The 18,734-nt window shown below is 36.2% G+C and carries 15 protein-coding genes and 1 riboswitch; of the genes, 8 read left to right on the forward strand and 7 right to left on the reverse strand.

Annotated elements, in window-relative coordinates:
* Nucleotides 1-59: 59 nt before the first annotated feature.
* The 4 genes from AC5YC8_RS10045 to AC5YC8_RS10060 form a co-directional block, all read right to left on the reverse strand.
* Entirely contained in the window at nt 60-1,052 is a 993-nt protein-coding gene (locus AC5YC8_RS10045) for a DUF2804 domain-containing protein (protein ID WP_496164413.1), read from the reverse strand.
* Nucleotides 1,053-1,176: 124 nt separating this feature from the next.
* On the reverse strand, nt 1,177-1,701 hold the full coding sequence (locus tag AC5YC8_RS10050; protein WP_496164414.1) for a DUF1543 domain-containing protein: 525 nt from the start codon (nt 1,699-1,701) through the stop codon (nt 1,177-1,179).
* 279 nt (nt 1,702-1,980) lie between these two features.
* Complete coding sequence (trpB, locus tag AC5YC8_RS10055; RefSeq protein ID WP_496119967.1) at nt 1,981-3,225, reverse strand: tryptophan synthase subunit beta; 1,245 nt, start codon at nt 3,223-3,225, stop codon at nt 1,981-1,983.
* Entirely contained in the window at nt 3,206-3,850 is a 645-nt protein-coding gene (locus tag AC5YC8_RS10060) for a phosphoribosylanthranilate isomerase (protein WP_496164415.1), read from the reverse strand. Before AC5YC8_RS10060 ends, trpB begins: the two co-directional genes overlap by 20 nt.
* Nucleotides 3,851-3,992: 142 nt before the next feature.
* Nucleotides 3,993-4,197, forward strand: a riboswitch (cobalamin riboswitch).
* A gap of 39 nt (nt 4,198-4,236) precedes the next feature.
* Between AC5YC8_RS10060 and AC5YC8_RS10065 the strand changes: the two genes are divergently transcribed.
* From AC5YC8_RS10065 to AC5YC8_RS10085, 5 genes are all read left to right on the forward strand, one after another.
* On the forward strand, nt 4,237-6,084 hold the full coding sequence (locus AC5YC8_RS10065; protein ID WP_496164416.1) for a TonB-dependent receptor plug domain-containing protein: 1,848 nt from the start codon (nt 4,237-4,239) through the stop codon (nt 6,082-6,084).
* 95 nt (nt 6,085-6,179) lie between these two features.
* Entirely contained in the window at nt 6,180-6,758 is a 579-nt protein-coding gene (locus AC5YC8_RS10070) for a cob(I)yrinic acid a,c-diamide adenosyltransferase (protein WP_496119973.1), read from the forward strand.
* A 37-nt stretch (nt 6,759-6,795) separates the two neighbouring features.
* Nucleotides 6,796-7,521, forward strand: a complete 726-nt coding sequence (locus tag AC5YC8_RS10075; protein ID WP_496164417.1) for a glycerophosphodiester phosphodiesterase — start codon at nt 6,796-6,798, stop codon at nt 7,519-7,521.
* A gap of 261 nt (nt 7,522-7,782) precedes the next feature.
* On the forward strand, nt 7,783-8,949 hold the full coding sequence (locus AC5YC8_RS10080) for an acyl-CoA desaturase (RefSeq protein WP_496164418.1): 1,167 nt from the start codon (nt 7,783-7,785) through the stop codon (nt 8,947-8,949).
* A gap of 210 nt (nt 8,950-9,159) precedes the next feature.
* Nucleotides 9,160-10,605, forward strand: coding sequence for a protein adenylyltransferase SelO (locus AC5YC8_RS10085; protein WP_496164419.1), 1,446 nt, complete (start codon nt 9,160-9,162; stop codon nt 10,603-10,605).
* Nucleotides 10,606-10,987: 382 nt separating this feature from the next.
* Here AC5YC8_RS10085 and AC5YC8_RS10090 read toward each other — a convergent pair whose 3' ends face one another.
* On the reverse strand, nt 10,988-12,346 hold the full coding sequence (locus tag AC5YC8_RS10090; RefSeq protein ID WP_496164420.1) for an amino acid permease: 1,359 nt from the start codon (nt 12,344-12,346) through the stop codon (nt 10,988-10,990).
* A gap of 558 nt (nt 12,347-12,904) precedes the next feature.
* Here AC5YC8_RS10090 and AC5YC8_RS10095 point away from each other — a divergent pair.
* Nucleotides 12,905-13,351 carry an ion channel gene (locus AC5YC8_RS10095; RefSeq protein ID WP_496164421.1) on the forward strand — a complete coding sequence of 149 codons (447 nt, stop codon included), beginning with the start codon at nt 12,905-12,907 and terminating at the stop codon, nt 13,349-13,351.
* A gap of 51 nt (nt 13,352-13,402) precedes the next feature.
* On the opposite strand, the gene AC5YC8_RS10100 is transcribed toward AC5YC8_RS10095, so the two are convergent.
* Together AC5YC8_RS10100 and baeS are read right to left on the reverse strand one after the other, a co-directional pair.
* The gene (locus AC5YC8_RS10100; protein ID WP_496164422.1) at nt 13,403-14,089 is read right to left on the reverse strand and encodes a response regulator; all 687 of its coding nucleotides are present in this window, start codon (nt 14,087-14,089) and stop codon (nt 13,403-13,405) included.
* A gap of 13 nt (nt 14,090-14,102) precedes the next feature.
* Nucleotides 14,103-15,764 (reverse strand): sensor histidine kinase efflux regulator BaeS, encoded by a 1,662-nt coding sequence (gene baeS / locus AC5YC8_RS10105; protein ID WP_496119884.1) that lies wholly within the window; start codon nt 15,762-15,764, stop codon nt 14,103-14,105.
* A 135-nt stretch (nt 15,765-15,899) separates the two neighbouring features.
* On the opposite strand from baeS, the gene AC5YC8_RS10110 reads away from it, so the two are divergent.
* Both AC5YC8_RS10110 and AC5YC8_RS10115 read left to right on the forward strand, forming a co-directional pair.
* A complete protein-coding gene (locus AC5YC8_RS10110) occupies nt 15,900-16,514 on the forward strand; it encodes a hypothetical protein (protein WP_496164423.1) in 615 nt (204 codons plus the stop codon).
* Nucleotides 16,515-16,812: 298 nt separating this feature from the next.
* Complete coding sequence (locus AC5YC8_RS10115; RefSeq protein ID WP_496164424.1) at nt 16,813-18,615, forward strand: acyl-CoA dehydrogenase C-terminal domain-containing protein; 1,803 nt, start codon at nt 16,813-16,815, stop codon at nt 18,613-18,615.
* The last annotated feature ends 119 nt before the right edge of the window (nt 18,616-18,734 follow it).

The raw sequence follows: 18,734 nt of genomic DNA on the forward strand, positions 1-18,734 counted from the left end.
ATGGTAATAAAAAAGGCTTCTTAGGAAGCCTTTTTTACTCACTTAAATTTACAATGCGATCACCACTTTGCGTAATGCTGTTCGAGCAATCCATATTCACTACTCAAAACAATCTCTTGATCATCTTGTAAAATTGTTCCACTTATTTTTGCTTGCCACTGACTAAATTGGCTTCCAACTAATCTTAAATTTAAATTCTCATAACGACGCCACCCTGTTGTGACAGTCAAATTTAAAGACTCATCTAGTGATTGAATAGCCCATTGCGTATCTGAAATTTGCTGAAATAAAACATCCGACAAGGCATATAACTTACCATTTACCCATAAGCTATTTTCATTACCAAAGCTTTCATTTACACCAGAAGCTAAATTAATTCCTATACGATGATTTTGATTATCCCAAAAATTACACGACAACCAAAACCATGCCGTTTCTGGTCTTAAAAAACCACATGTATCATCTAAAGCCGCAAAAGTTCGCTCATTAAATTGAATCGTTTGACCTTTTTTATTAATAAAAAAACCTTCACAACCCAAAGTTGTCAATTTTTGTGTATATGTCCAACCATTAATTCCATTTGGACTACATAAACTTAAAGGAGTTGTACCCGCACAGAAAGTTCTCATACTCAATAATATTTCGCCATGCTTTATAACCGTAATATAACGTGCACCATTTGCATGCTGCATTTCAATTTGATACGGGCTATTTGTAAAATGGCTGTGATTAAATAAGGGTTGCTCATCAACTCGAGTATTTCGAGCAAATGGTGTAATTGCATTCCACTCTAGAACATCATCTAATACATGATCATAAATATAAAAAAAACCATGCCCTGCCCAGCCAATATCTACTACAGCAACACCAAGACTATAATGTTCATGCTGAATGGAGCAAAATTTAAATTTTTTATACTTTAAATGCTTTCTCCACCCAGTTAAGGACTTTCCGTAAGGCGTTTTATAATCATATTTACTCACATCTATGCTTGATGGTAGTTCTAAAAAGCGACCATATCGAGGCTGTCCATTCGATTGAATCAAATCCATTTTTTATAATTCCTACCATGTGCATGCTTTGTTATTTATAAGCAGAAATTTACAATAACAAAGGATAAGCTAAGATTCAAAATCTTATGTACAACTTGAAATATTTTCTAATATTTTTTACCTATCAGAGTGATTCAGAATTCACCATTAAATAATCATTTTGCCAAATATTTGCGTTAAAAGCCCCTTCCACAAGCTGAATATAGCGCCCATGAACATGATCAATGGCAATACAATCATCTACATCTAAAATACGGTCTGTATGTTTTTTCTGCCAATGCTGTGCAAAGTGAGATTTCCCCCTTTGCTTTGCCTCTCCTGCATTTTTCGCCACAACTAAAACATAACGATGAAGCTCACCAAACTCTTTTTCATCGTATCCACCTAAGTTAATTAACCATAATTTTGGATCGGTTAGTTTTGGATGTGCTTGGCTAAATTGAATTTTGTAAGATTTTCCTAAATGCTCTACACCATTTATTTTTGCCCATGCATCAATATGTAAGCCATTTTGTTCACCAAACCATGCATCACGTAATTGATCATAAGTTTCTTCCAATGTTTCACCTACCGTTAAAACAACATCATGAACCTCAATATTTGCACGTACATGACGACCACCGAGCATGGTAATAAATAGGCTTGGCATAAAAAATCCGTTGGCTTTAGGCTAGGTACTTCATCATACGCCAATGTGAGTTTGCTCACTATTGAAAATATTGAGTAACTCTTATTGTTCTTTGTTATAGATTATTAAAACCCATTTAAACAATAATCCTCTCCAATCCCTCCTTTAAAAACAGAGGGGAACTTTTATGGCATATTAAAAAATCGCATCCAATTGCTTGAATGCGATTTCTAATCCTACCAACCCTCCACTTCTAAGGAGGGCTATTCACTCTTTACTAAAGAGGGTTAGGGAGATTCTTTACATCTCAACCATTTCCACACCATCAATACGTGCAACAGTCATCAAGTCTTTATCACCACGACCTGAAACAGTCGCAATAATAATTTGATCTTTAGACATAGTTGGAGCAAGTTTTGTCACGTATGCCATAGCATGAGAACTTTCTAATGCAGGAATAATCCCTTCAATTTTCGTTAAATCACGGAAACCTTGAAGTGCTTCTTGATCATTAATTGGCACATATTCCACACGATTCATATCTTTTAAGAAACTGTGCTCTGGTCCAACACCTGGATAATCCAAACCTGCTGAAATTGAATGTGTTTCAATAATTTGACCTTGTTCATCAGACATCAAATACGTACGATTGCCATGAAGCACACCCACATGACCTGCGTTTAGCGGTGCAGAGTGTTTACCTGTTTCAATGCCGTAGCCTGCCGCTTCAACACCATACATTTTTACATCTTGATCATTCAAGAAAGGATAGAACAAGCCCATTGCATTTGAACCACCACCTACACATGCTACTAATGCATCTGGTAAACGACCTGCTTGTTCTTGAATTTGACGACGTGCTTCACGACCAATAATCGATTGGAAATCACGAACCAATTGCGGATATGGATGTGGCCCTGCCACGGTACCAATCACATAATAAGTTGAATCTACATTTGTAACCCAATCACGCATTGCTTCGTTCATGGCATCTTTCAATGTTTTAGAGCCACTTTCTACAGGTATAACAGTCGCACCAAGCAAACGCATACGATATACGTTCATTGCTTGACGTTTTACATCTTCTGCACCCATAAATACAACGCATTCAAGACCTAAACGGGCTGCAATTGTTGCTGTTGCAACACCATGCTGACCTGCGCCTGTCTCAGCAATAATACGTTTTTTTCCTGAAAGTTTTGCAAGAAGTGCCTGACCAATCGTGTTATTTACTTTGTGAGAACCTGTATGGTTTAGATCTTCACGTTTCAAATAAATTTGTGCACCACCTAACTCTTTCGACCATCGCTCTGCATGATATAAAGGACTAGGACGCCCTACATAAAATGCTAAATCGCGGTCGAATTCTGCCAAAAACTGCTCGTCATTTTTCATGCGGAAATAGAGTTTTTCTAAATCTTCTAATGCCGCCATAAGCGTTTCTGACACAAAACGTCCGCCATGGATACCAAAATGCCCACGTTCATCTGGGTATTGGGTATAGTCAATCACTGGGTTGTTGTGATTAGTACTTTGCTGATCCACGATGGACTCCTTGCATAAATCGTTCAATGAGTTGTTGGTCTTTTATACCTTTTGCGGATTCAACGCCTCCGCTGACATCTACGGCGTATGCCTTGGTCGTCTTTATAGCGTCTTCAATATTTTCAGGCTTTAAACCGCCTGCCAATATAAGGGGTATATCGAGTTGTGGAAATTGAGACCAATCGAAAGAATGTCCCGTTCCACCTTTTAATTCTGGATGCCAAGCATCTAAAAGCATTGCACTTGCACCTGCTTTTTGAAATTGCAGGATACTCGTGACAACATCAGTATCAGGTTTAACTTGAATGGCTTTGTACCAGCGTCTACCTGTAACTTGAGCAATGCATTGGCATTGTTCTGGTGTTTCATCTCCATGAAACTGTATAACATCTAACGATACGCTTTGCAGTGTTTTTAATATTTCTTCTTCAGATGCATTTACAAATAATCCAACTGTTTGCACATAAGCAGGTACATGTTTAACAAGTTGTTCTGCTTGTTCAATGCTGACATGTCTTGGACTTGGTGGAAAAAATACAAAACCAATAGCGTCTGCACCTGACTTTACTACAGATGTAACATCTTCAGCGCGAGTAATTCCACAAATTTTTACACGGGTACGCATTTTTATTGCTCTCGCTGCGCCACATTTATAGCCCATCTATAAATATAAAGGCGAATCATTGTAATGCAATTTTTCTACCTTGCGTAAAGTTCATACGCAATATTATTGACGAAGATTGTTTATTTCACATGCTAACTTTATACTTTGCACAAATGCAATAAGTCTTAGCCATCGCTATAGGGAAGTTGGTGCAAATCCAACACTGCCCCCGCAACGGTAAAATGAAAAGCTTATCTTTATAAATTGAAAAATTTACGCCACTGCAATTTTTTGTGGGAAGGTGGGTAAGTAGATCGAATTTTCGATCACGTTTAAGTCCGGATACCTGCTTATTGCGCCCTTAACTCAATCATTCACGGGGGGTGAATGTATGGAGCTCAAAAAGCATGTCTACCTTTTTTCAACCTACTGCCCTTGTAGGTGCTATCGCTATTGCGATGGGTTTTTCAACTTCTGTTTCTGCAACAACTGAAACTCAATCTTCTGCAAAATCTACTTTAGATACAATTGTTATTACTGCATCCCGTTCTGAAGAAAATATTGAAAATGTACCTGCAAGTATTGATATCATTAAACCTCAAATTGTTGATCAATCTCCTATTGCATCGTTACCACATTTATTAACAAATGATGCCGCGATCAATGTTGTTCAAACAGGTGGTTATGGACAACAGGCATCTATATTTCTACGTGGAACAAATTCAAACCATACCTTATTCATGAGAGATGGTGTTCGTTTAAATACACCATCACAAGGTCAAGCCTCAATTCAATTTATTGATACAACAGATATTAAACAAATTGAAATATTGAAAGGTCCCGCATCTGTTTTATACGGTACAGATGCAATTGGTGGCGTTATTCAACTTGTATCCAAAACTCCTGAAAAAACAGGTGCATTTATTTCAGGTGAAATTGGTGAAAATAAGACCTATAAATCACTGATTGGCGCTGACTTTATAGAAAATGGCTTTTATGCACAAATACGTGGTCAACGCTTAGAATCTGACGGCACTGAAATTTTAAGTAACAATAAGCAAAAATATGCATATGATCAAAAAGGATACAGTGCAAAATTTGGCGTAGATAAAGAATCTTTTTCTACCTCTTTAGATTACAGCCAAAATGAAGGAAATGGTGCTTACAACTCAAACGGCAATTTAGTTTCACAAGATTTTAAAAATGAAGTCATTAACCTAAAAGGTAAAGTTAAAATCACCTCAGATATTGAATTAAATGCCCGTCTATCTCAATTCAAAGATGATTTAGACCAAATGGACAAACCAGACTTTGTCCATAATACCTCTAAAGAAGCTGAAATTTATGGAAAATGGCAGTTCACACCATCTCAAAATGTTCTGATTGGTGTAACTCATAAAAATACTGAAGCAGATGTCTTTGCATCAGGTAGTTGGGGAACTCGTTATGAAGAATCAAAAAATTCCACGGGTTACTTCACTCAACACCAGTTCAAAACAGAGAACATCGATACGCAAATTGGCGTGCGCTTAGAAGACGATGAACGCTTTGGCTCACATACAGTTGGTCAAGGTGCTGTAAGATATCACTTTAGCCCATCTACAAGTATCTATACCAATATTGGCAGCTCATTTAGAGCACCAAGCATGAATGACTTATATGCAAAAGCTTGGGGTGGTAACCCAAATCTAAAACCTGAAGAAGGATTTTCATATGAAGTTGGTTTAGATCAGAAAATCACGCAAAACTCTGCAATTTCTTTATCTGTATATCGTAATGAAGTCGACAATTTAATTACTTCAGAAAAAGGCACCTTAGTTAATGTAAACAAGTCTAAATTTACAGGTGGTGAAGTTTCCTATAAATGGAATGCAGATGATTTATTCTTAAATGCTTCATATGCTTATGTACAAGCAAAAAATGCAGAAACAAATGAAAATCTACAAAGACGTCCACGCCAATCTCTAACTTTATCCGCTGGTGTTCAAAATGACGTATATGGCTTAAGTACATCAATTATTGCGAAATCAAAAGCAAAAGACTTTGCCGATAATGAAAATGATCCTTTAACAAATGTACCTGGTTACACCACAATTGATTTCAATGCTTACTGGAATGTGAACCCAAACATCAAACTATTCACCAACATAGAAAATATGGGCGATGTTAAGTATAAGACTGCTTACAATGGAAATGGTGTTTATTACATCAACGGTGGTCGCCTAGCCTCTGTAGGTGTAACTTTCAAATACTAATTTCATCAACCTATAACTAAATACTTTTGAGGATAATGTCACAGCTGTGGCATTATCCTTTTTAACTAGAGATATCTGAATATTAAGGAAATAACATGGGACACCGTTTAAGTAAAATTTATACCCGCACAGGTGATTCAGGAACAACAGGACTTGGCGATGGTTCACGCGTTTCCAAAGATGATCTACGTATTGAAGCACTTGGCGATGTAGACGAGCTCAACTCAAGTATTGGGGTTTTACGCTCACAAATTGCAATAAGCGCAATTGAAGATAAAGCCACTTGGGATAAATCATTAAGCCTTATTCAACATTGGCTTTTTGACTTAGGTGGAGAAGTTTGTATTCCAAACTTCAACTTAGTTCAGCCTATTGCAATTGAATATTTAGAAAATGAAATTGACCGTTTAAATGAAGACTTACCCATGTTAAAAGACTTCATATTGCCTTCAGGTTCATTAGCTTGTAGTTTTGCACACCAAGCACGCGCTGTTTGCCGTCGTGCAGAGCGCAGATTAATGTCAGTTCATGCACGTGATCAAAATATTCAAGCACCCTCTTTACAACTATTGAACCGTTTATCAGATTGGTTATTTGTAGCATCTCGTGCTTTACAGCGTGCAGAAGGTGGCTCCGAAGTGCTCTGGCAAAAAAATATTAACGAAACAATTTAAGCGTATAATTCACTTAAAGGCTTTAAGAAGAAACCCTATGCGAATTATTGGACATCGTGGTGCACGTGGTGAGGCACCAGAAAACACACTTGGTGGATTTCAATATATTCAAGACTTAGGTATTCGTGCTGTCGAATTCGATGTTCGACAACTTAAAGATGATGCTCTCATCATCATGCATGATGACCAAATGATTCGTACAACGGGGCAAGACAAATTACTCTATGAATGTACATCGAGTGATTTGTGCAACTATGATCAATCTCACACGTGGGATGCTTGGGGAAATTTTGAAATTACACCTCTACTCGATCATACTCTAAAAATTATTCATAACTTTGATCATATTGAAGTTGAAGTAAAAGCCGTTAGTTCAGCTTACGATGCAAACAAGCTTGTAGAAACATTACAAAAACACTTAAATGGTTATGAAAATTCTGCCGTTATTACGAGCTTCGATACTAAAATTCATCAAGCACTCAACCAACAAAACTCTTCTTTTCGACATGGTTTATTGATTGAAAATGACATTCAACATCGTGCAATTGATCAAGCATTAGCACTTGGATGTTGCCAAATTGGATGGATGAATGAACTTGCTACAGATGAAATAATTACTGCGACACAAGCTGCCAATTTAGCGATTAGCGTATGGACAGTAAATGATGTAAAACGCGCTCAAGAATTACGTCACTTAGGTATTAATGGGTTGATCACTGATTTTCCTAAAGAAATGCAAAAAGCTCTACGCTCTACAACTTAATTATTTTCACTATCTCCTTTATTTCCAAGTATTTCCATTGGTTTTTAAAATCAAATTATTCCGTTAAGATAGGTTTTTAAGCTTCTGTAAAAGCTATTATTGGGGTGATTTGTTTTGTATCAATTTAACACAATACAACTGTACAATAATGATAGTGCATCTTTTAAAAAGCATGCTAAGATGCTAGGAATTACAGCTTAATTTTATACAAGCTAAAGCTACATTTTATAACCTGCAAAGGTTCTAGGAGTACTGTTGGAGATGAATGCTCCCCTACCAAAAGCCCCAATCAACTGGATTGCAGTTTTTGCATTGGTGTTTTTACCTATTGTTGCGATAATCGCTATTCCACTTTACGCATATCATCATGATTTCAGCGTAAGTGCGTGGGTAAGTATGTTTGTTTTACTAGGTGTCAGTAGTCTTGGTATTACTGCAGGCTATCACCGTCTATGGGCACATCGTGCTTATGAAGCAACATTGCCGTTAAAAATCATTTTAATGTTAATGGGTACTTTTGCTGTTCAAAACAGTATTTTGTTTTGGGCATCGGGTCACCGCACACATCATCGTCATGTAGATGATATCAACCAAGACCCATACTCAATTAATAATGGTTTTTGGTATGCACATATTGGTTGGATGCTTCGTAACTATCCAGCAGCTGAAGCTAACTATAAAAATGCTCCCGACTTATTAAAAGATAAAGTCGTAATGTTCCAAGACAAATACTATATTCCATTAGTTATTACTGTTCATGCCGCTATTTTAATACCAATTGGTTTAGCAACTGGCGATATGTGGGGTGTATTGTTATTGGGCGGTTTAATGCGTCTAATCTTAAGCCATCATGTGACTTTCTTTATTAACTCTTTATGCCACATGTGGGGTTCACGTCCTTATACAGACGAAAATACTGCACGTGACAACTTCTGGTTAGCTATTGCAACTTGGGGTGAAGGCTATCATAACTACCATCACATCTTCCAATACGACTATCGTAATGGCGTGAAATGGTGGCAATATGACCCAACTAAATGGTTAATTTGGACTTGCTCTAAACTCGGTTTAGCTAAAAACTTACGTCGTATTCCTAGCTTTAATATTAAGAAAGCAGAGTTGGCAATGAAGTTTAAATATGCCGAACAAGACATTGCTATTTATGGCCTGAATGTCAGCGATGATATTGAATCTGTAAAAGCTAAAGTTGCTCAAGAATATGATGCTTTCACTCATACTTTAAATGATTGGGCAAAGTTAAAAGAGCAAGAAATCCAAGCGAAAAAAGCTGCTGTTGCGGAAAAAATTCACCAAATGGATGACAAACTTAAAGTCGAATTCCAATTGGTAGAACAGCGTCTTTCTCATCATCGTGCAACACTGAACTTACTTGTGCGTAATTTGAAAAAGAACCCAGCATCAAACTAATTCAATCAATGTTTAAAAGCCCCATAAATGGGGCTTTTTTTATAACCTGATAAAATAACCATCGCTAATTTTAACTGTTTATAACAAGAACGTTTCTAAGCTGACAGGTTTTATATTTCAATAAATCATAATATGAATCTAAAAGCTTTTTTATAAATGAAGATGAAGTTTGCTATATTAAAACAAGAAACTTTATAGATATTTGCCCCTATGCAATTTAGCTCACAATACCCATCTCTTAGCCCGAAACTTTATCATCAACAACAACCTGCTCCTTTAAAAGGTGCTAAAGCAGGACATTTTAATGAAAGTTTAGCCAATGAATTAAACTGGTCTGAAGATGATAAAAAATACTGGGTAGAAATTTGTAGTGGGCAAAAAACCTTTGCAGAATTTGAACCACTTGCCATGGTATATGCAGGTCACCAATTTGGACAATGGGCAGGTCAATTGGGAGATGGCCGTGGTTTACTGATTGCACAAATCGTAAATCAGAATAACCAAACCATAGACTTACATTTAAAAGGTGCAGGTTCTACGCCCTACTCTCGTATGGGAGATGGACGTGCTGTTTTACGTTCGGTAATACGTGAATATTTAGCAGGTCATGCGTTAAATGCTTTAGGAATTCCCTCAAGTAATGCTGTAGGTTTTACGTCATCTGCTCAAGGTGTGCAACGTGAGAAACTAGAACTTGGGGCGATGATGCTCCGTACATCTGACAGCCATATTCGCCTTGGACATTTTGAATGGATTAATCAATATCAAGCAGATCTACTGCCTGAATTTACGCAAAAATGTATTGAATGGCATTATCCTGAATGTCTTGAGGCAGACCAACCGATTTTAGCCTTTGCCACAAAAGTCATTCAACGTACTGCAGTAATGATTTCACATTGGCAATTGGTGGGTTTTGCCCATGGTGTAATGAACACAGATAATCTAAACATTACAGGCTCAACTTTAGATTTTGGTCCTTATGGGTTTATGGAGCGTTTTCGTCCAAATTGGATTAACAATCATAGCGATTACAAAGCACGTTATACCTATCAGCAACAACCAAGTATTGGTCATTGGAACTTATGGACATGGCTTAATAATTTAGTTCCACTTTGTCCACAAAATATTGATAAAGAACAATGGAAAAATGAGCTTGCTAAATGCTTAGAACACTTCGAGCCAACTTTCTTAGATCATTACAAACATGGTTTAAGTCAAAAAATGGGCTTGCCAAGTTTTCATAAAGATAGCTTTGATTGTGCAATGGCTTTCTTGCGAATTTTGCAGAGTGAACAACTTGATTACACACAAAGTTTTATTCGTCTACAAAACAAAGAATTTGAAGCTTTAAAAGATGATTGTTTGGATAGATTTGCTTTTGAAAACTTTTTAATGCAATACGAAGCTATTCGAGATGGACAAGATTTAGATGAACTTGATACCCAAATGAGAAAAGCTAATCCACGTTATATTTTACGCAATCACATGGCTCAAAAAGCGATTGAATATGCTGAACGTAATGATTTTTCTGAAGTAGATCGTTTATTTAATTTATTAAGTCAGCCATTTACTCAGCAAACTGACCTAGAAAAACCTGAAGATTTAGTCCCACTTCCAAGTGACGTACCTGAAGTTATGGTGAGCTGTTCGTCTTAATTCATATTGACTCACAAATAGCTTGTGGATAATTTAATCATTATCCACAAGCGTACTTAAAATAAATCACTATTTTTCAATCAAACAAACCTTATTTTCACTATTATTTTAATTTTTCAAAGTGGGCTTATTCTCGTGCTTATTGTGCATCAACCATACGGCTCGTTTATATCTAGCAATTCCAATATAAATTCTACTCTTAAAACATTCCTTCAAGATAAAGTTCTTAATATCCCCCTTATTTCAAACATGCGATTTTATACAAATAACGACTATCTGATTTTTAGAATTCAATGATCATACTAGATAAACCACACTCTTAATTATTCTCATTAAGTTTTGAGTTAGACCATATAAAAAAGGACTCTTATGAGTCCTTTTTTTATTCAGAAATTTTAGGTTTTAAAAACTTAAATACCCCAAACAATACTAATATCCATACAGGCAACATCAGAACAGACAACATAAACCCTTGTGTCCACATAATGTATAAAATCATTAGCATAAAAGCTAAAACAATATAGTTAGTGAATGGTGCAAATAAAGCAGGAAACTTAGTTTGAATGCCTTCTTTTTTCATAACTTGTCTGAATTTTAAATGAATCAAACTAATCATCATCCAATTCAACACAGCTGCCGCAACCACAATATAAATAAGGTAGCTTAATGCTTTTTCAGGCACAAAATAGTTCAGTAAAACACAACCAAAAATTAAGAATGCTGAGAATAAAACAGCAGGTACTGGAATACCTTGTTTGTTCACTTTGTTAAATAATTTCGGAGCATTATCCTGTTCTGCTAAGCCTAACAACATGCGACTATTGGCATACATACCACTATTACATACTGAAAGTGATGCCGTTAAAATAATAAAATTCAGTAAATGGGCTGCCCAATGAATACCCATTTGATTAAAAATAATGACAAAGGGACTTTTATCTAAACCGCCTAATTCAAGCTGATTCCATGGCACTAATGACAGCAAAATAGCCAATGAACAAATATAGAATAGAAAAACTCGAATCACCGTTTGATTAATCGCTTTTGGAATATTTTTATCAGGGTTTTCTGTTTCTGCTGCTGCCATGCTAATGAGCTCAACACCACCAAAAGCAAACATCATGAATGCAAGCATATAAAATAAGCCATCAAAACCATGTGGGAAAAATCCCCCATGAATCCATAGGTTTTGAATAGATGCTGTAGAAGATCCATCTGCGCTAAATAGTAAATACACACCAAATAAAATCATCGCGACAATAGCGAAAACTTTAATAATCGCAAGCCAAAATTCAGATTCCCCATAAATCTTCACATTGGCTAAATTCATGATGGTTACAAGCGAAAAGAAAAATAATACTGTGAGCCATGTTGGAATTTCAGGCCACCAATAATTTACATATTTACCTATAGCGGTTAACTCTGTCATTGCGACTAGAATATATAAAACCCAATAGTTCCAACCAGTTAAGAAACCTGAAAAGCGTCCCCAATATTTAAATGCAAAATAACTAAATGAACCTGTTACAGGCTCATGTACAATCATTTCGCCCAATTGGCGCATAATTAAAAATGCAATTAAACCACCAATCAAATAACCCAAAATAATAGATGGACCTGCGGATTCAATAATATGTGCAGAACCTAAAAATAAGCCTGTACCAATTGCACCGCCCATGGCGATAAGTTGAATATGACGATTCTTTAGACGTCGCTGAAGTGTTGGCGTGTTGCTCTTCAAAACACACTCTCATTGTGAATAGAAGCTTAATTATAATCTTTTAAGCTTTCAGAAAATCACTCTATAATCAAAATAGCCAATTTTAAATAAGATAACCTAAATAAAATATTTAAAAAAAATAAAAAGAATAATGACTTAGAGTGCAAGAAAGAATAAAGAAAAAAATAAATCTTATAAATTTATAGAATGGTGTTTCATTAGAGCTATGAAGGCGTATATTTATTCTGCATAATTATCTTACGAACTTTTATACATTAACCAATTACTGAAAGAATATCGAACTTGAAAGACTTCAATAAAATATTGCTATCTAATCAAAATAGCATCCTAAAAATGCTGAATGTACTTATTATTATTGCTTCTGTCATTTTAATTTTAAGTACTTCACTCGAAATATTTAAGCCTTTTTCATTTTTAGAAAATTCTTTTTATTTTGAAATCCAATTTTGGATCTGTATTTTTTTTAGCTTTAGTTTTTTCATCTTTCTATTTTTTGCAGAAAATAAATTAAGTTTTTTAGTCAAATATTCATTTCTTCTTTTACTCTCTATTCCTTATTTGAGTATTTTAGATTACACCTCCATTCAACTCACAACAAAACAAAGCTATCTGATTAGTTTCATTCCTATTATTAGAGGAAGTGTTGCTTTAGTAATTTTATTATTCCTTCTTGTTCAAAGACATACAACAGCTCTTTTAATTTCTTATTTGGTTTTATTGACTGCAATTATCTATTTCTTGAGCTTAATTTTCTTTATTTTTGAACGCAATGTTAATGTTCTCGTCAGCACCTATCCTGATGCCCTATGGTGGGCAGGAATGACTGTAACAACCGTAGGTTCTGACATTACGCCAGTCACGTCCGTTGGTAAAATTTCGACCATAATATTAGCAGCAACAGGTATGACAAGCTTTCCTATTTTCACAGTCTATTTCACAGCAGTCATGAACCGTGTTATTCATGCGGAAAAAGACTTCGTCAATCATGCACATAAGAAAAAATAATATTCTATCTAGAACGTAAAAAAGCGAGCAATAAATGCTCGCTTTTTTTGTTTAATCTTCTGGATATTCGAAACGATAACCTACGCCATATACGGCTTGAATCCATTCATGTCGATTTCCAGTTTCGGCAGCTTCTGAAATTTTACGGCGTAAATTCTTAATATGACTATCAATCACGCGGTCAGCTACATCAAAACTGTCTGGATTAATGTGGTCTAGTAATTGTGCGCGTGAATATACATGTCCAACATGTTCTAAAAACAATTCAAGCAAACGAAATTCTGTAGGTGTTAAGCTTAAAGACTTCTGTTGGTACCAAATACGTTGCTGTGCTTTATCCATACGGAACAAATCATTACTTTCAGGTTCTACTTTACGCTCTAAACGGCGTAAAACAGCTTGAACACGTGCAACCAATTCTTTAGGACTAAATGGCTTACATACGTAATCATCTGCTCCCATATTCAAACCAAGTACACGGTCAATTTCTTCAGTACGAGCTGTAACCATAATAATTGGAATATCGGATTGTTCACGTACTTTACGGCAAATGGTTAAACCATCCATACGAGGTACCATTAAATCCAAAATCATTAAGCTTGGCTTACGCTGTTTAAAGCTATCATACGCTTCCTGACCATCGTGAAACATGCTGACTTCAAAGCCTGCTGCTTCTAAATAATCACGTACCAACTGTGCAAGCTCAATTTCATCTTCCACTAACATGATATGTTTCATGCATGCTTTCCTTTTATTGTTTCATTTGTTTCGGGAAGGTTAATTTGCAACGCAAACCACCTAATGGCGAATGATCAAAACTTAACTCACCACCCAATGCTTGTGCAATTTTAGCGGATAAAGCTAAGCCTAAACCTGTCCCACCCGTTGAACGAGTGCGTGAATCATCTACACGGTAAAACCGTTGACCTAAATTAGACAATTGCTCATCACTTAAACCTAATGGGCTATCATCTACATATACTGTCCATTGAGTTGCAGATTGCTCTGTATGTATATGAACGCTGCCGCCCTCTTCTGTATAGCGAATACTATTACCTAACAAGTTGACCATAATTTGCTTAAAGCGATCTACATCTAATTGTAAATCTGCACCTTCACCCGTGGCAGTAATGGTTAAATTCGCTTGTTCAAACTTAGGTTTAAAGTTCTCGACTTCTTGTTCAATAACACCCCATGGATTTACTGTAGCCAAATAACATTTAAGCTGCATAGCTTCTGCTTGAGCTAAATCTGCCAAATCTTGAGTCAGTTTCTTCAAACTACTCACTTGATTCAACATAGACTGAAAATGCTCAGGCGTTGGCTTACGAATTCCATCTTGCATTGCCTCAATTTGCGCTTGAAGCACAGCTAAAGGTGTTTTCAACTCATGAGATGTATCTGCAACCCATTGACGTCGTGATGTTTCATGATGATCAAGAATAGTTGCCAAATGATTTAACTTAGTAGATAAATCCCCTAATTCATCATTACGGTTTACTTTAACTTGATACTGATAATTACCTTTCGTTAGCTCTCTTGTACCATTCAATAAGCGTTGAATTGGCTTTTTAAAGTATGTTGCAAGCAGTAATGATGCAATTAAACTTAAAAAAATAGTGAATCCATAAACCAATAATAAATAACGCTTTTGGTTACTAAAAAAATTAATACTTGAAGCATCATCTTGATCTAAAACAGGTTTCAAACCTAAGTAACCAACAACTTTTGAATTAACAATAATTGGACGAAAAGACACTTGGTCATCAGATTGTTCACCAACAATAAACTGTTGCTGTGCATCGTATAAAGACAACCGTGAACTTAACCCTAAACGATCTGGCATTGAAATAAATTGCTTTTTACTGGTTGTATTTTCTAATGCTTGGCTTTCTTTACCATCTTTATTATTTTGTGCAATTCTAGCCAAATTTTGGTTTGAACTTAATGGGAACCTTAACCCTTCAAAAGGTTGAAATTCTGAAGGTAAATTTAATTTAAGAATATTAAGTTCTTCTTGGCTTAAAGCAGGCTTATTTTGAACAATTTTTGCGATATTTGAAGAATTAATCATTTCATGTTCTTCAAAATAGCGCTGTTGCAAAGCAATATCGTATTGACGTCTTAGCCACCAATGCGACAACTTATCGTAATCATCAGGTGCTGCATCGCCTTCAATTTGCAACATTTGTGCCTGAATAGCATTACCCCAGTCATGATATTCACCATATACATCGGCTAAGTTATGAATCAAATGATCTAACTTTTGCATTTCAACATCTGCTACATATTTAGCAAAGTTTTTCTGCATGGTCCAATGTAAAACTCCCAAACTTACAGTCGTAATCACTACTGTGGTTAAAAGCACAGTTAAGAACAAACGTAAGGCGATGGGAAATCGGCGAATTTTCAAGAGTCTATCTCTATTATTTCTTCTATATTCGACATTGTAACTAACACTGACTAAAAAAACTCTCCATTGTTTCTTCATCATTATTATTTAATCTTTAAGCATTGAATTTACATCTTCTTTTTAGAGAGAATAACTATGAATAACATGACAAAAATTGCTTTAGTTGGTGCAAGTGTTTTAAGTATTGGAGCATTAACTGCATGCCAATCTACAACAAATACACAAGATAAAGACCATCCTCGTATGATGAAAGAGCACCAAGGCAAATCTGATCGTAAAATGTCACCGGAACAACGTGAAGCATTTGCCAAATCACGTGCAGAACACCGTGAAGTTATGCAAAAAATTCACAAAGCTTGTGATAATAAAGCAGTAGGCAGTACTGTCCAAATTACAGCTGGTGATAAAACAATTGATGGTACATGTGTAACTCACTTCAAACCTGAAATTAAGAAAGCTGACAAACAACAACGTCAAGACCACCGTCCAATGCGTGGTGATGTACGTCAAGGCGAACTTAAACGTGGCGAGCCATTAACTGATGCACAACGTGCAGAAATGATAAAAGCCTTTGATCAACGCTTAGCTGAAAAACAAGCACGCCAACAAGCAGTTGCAAAAGCATGCCAAGGTCAAAAAGATGGTCAAGCAGTACAAATTAAAGTAGGAACACAAACTTTAGATGGTAAATGTGAAGTTCGCTTTCAACCATCAACACCATTAAAAGCAGAAACTCCAAAAAAATCATAATGTTAACGTTGTGATATTCAAGGCGCATTATTGCGCCTTTTTTGCGCGACATAAGTTCTTACGTTTATTGACTTTTTATGTCACACAAAATTCAACAAAAATGTATAGACTCTAGATACTTACGAAAATTCATAATTTTTTTTTTGACTTAACAGTCACTATGATTCTTCAAAGAAATACTTGTACCTTAATCTAAGATGTTGCAGGATTAAGCTATTCAAACACGTGTCACTGAAGACTCGTTTAAAATGTTATCTGGATTATAACGCTGGTTTAAACCAGTATTGAGGAAACCGATATGCCACAATACAAAGCGCCCCTACGTGATATGCAATTTGTTTTGCATGAGTTATTAAACGCTGAACAACACTATGCAACTCTTCCTGCATTCCAAGAAAGTGTTAGCCGCGAATTGGTTGATCAATACTTAGAAGCCGCTGCAGATTTCTGTGAAAATGAACTTTCCCCTTTAAACCAAGTAGGTGACCGTGAAGGTTGTACGTGGAATGACGGTGTTGTAACAACACCAACAGGCTTTAAAGAAGCGTACCAAAAATATGTAGAACTTGGCTTCCCTTCTCTTGCAGCTGAAGAACAATACGGCGGTCAAGCATTACCAAACTCTTTAGGTATCATCATTTCTGAAATGGTGGGTACATCTAACTGGGCTTGGGGTATGTACCCGGGTCTATCTCATGGTGCTGTTCGTACTTTAGAACATCATGGTTCTACAGAACAAAAAGATACTTACCTTCCTAAACTTGTTTCAGGTGAATGGACTGGCACAATGTGCTTAACAGAATCTCAAGCAGGTTCTGACTTAGGTATTATCCGCACAAAAGCAGAACCACAAGCTGATGGTAGTTATGCAATTTCTGGCGAGAAAATCTTTATCTCTGCTGGTGAACATGACATGGCCGATAATATTGTTCATATTGTTCTTGCTCGTTTACCTGGTGCACCTAAAGGTACAAAAGGTATTTCATTATTCATCGTACCTAAATTCCATGTAAATGCAGATGGTTCTGTGGGCGAGCGTAATGCTGTACGTTGTGGTTCAATTGAACACAAAATGGGGATTCACGGTAATGCAACGTGCGTAATCAACTTTGATAATGCAAAAGGTTTCCTCATTGGACCTGAAAACCGTGGCTTAAACTGCATGTTCACATTTATGAACACAGCACGTATTGGTACAGCTGTACAAGGCTTATCTGCATCTGAATCTGCGTTCCAAGGTGCTTTAACTTATGCAAAAGACCGCTTAGCAATGCGCTCACTTTCTGGTCCTAAAGCACCAGAAAAAGAAGCAGACCCAATTATTGTTCATCCTGCTGTTCGTAATATGCTTTTAACACAAAAAGCATTTGCTGAAGGTTCTCGCGCATTAGTTTATAACTTAGCGTTATATGCTGATGTTGCTGAAAAAGGTGCAACTGAAGAAGAACGTAAAGCTGCAGATAACCTATTATCTTTACTCACTCCAATTGCAAAAGCATTCCTAACTGAAATTGGTTCAGAGTCTGCTAAACATGGCGTTCAAGTATTTGGTGGTCATGGCTTTATTTCTGAACACGGCATGGAACAAATTGTACGTGATACACGTATTGCTTGTTTATATGAAGGTACAACAGAAATCCAAGCACTCGATTTGTTAGGTCGTAAAGTATTGGGTACTCAAGGTGCTATGTTGAAAGACTTCACCAAGATTATTCATAAATTTGCTGAAGCAAACAAAGACAATGCTGCAATGAAAGAATTTGTTGAACCACTTGCTGCTCTTAATAAAGAGTGGGGTGAATTAACAATGCAAATTGGCGCTAAAGCAATGCAAAACCCTGAAGAAGTTGGTGCTGCTGCAGTAGATTACTTATACTTCTCTGGTTATGTAACACTTGCATACTTATGGGCACGTATGGCACTTGTTGCTCAAGAGCAACTTGCAGCAGGTACAACAGAAGTAGATTTCTACAATGCAAAAGTAACGACTGCTCGCTTCTACTTCAAAAAAGTACTTCCACGTGTACGTTCACATATAGAAGTCATTGCTGGTGGCTTGGAACCTTTAATGTCTTTAGATGCTGAACATTTTGCATTCTAAAATAATGACATTTTAAAGCAACTTAAGAGAAAGGACAGTCATTGTATTGGCAGTCCTTTTTCTTTATAAAAGATATGAAAAATTAATCCTTTAGTCGTCTAACAATATATAAACTCATG

The organism is Acinetobacter sp. FY731, assembly GCF_059515905.1.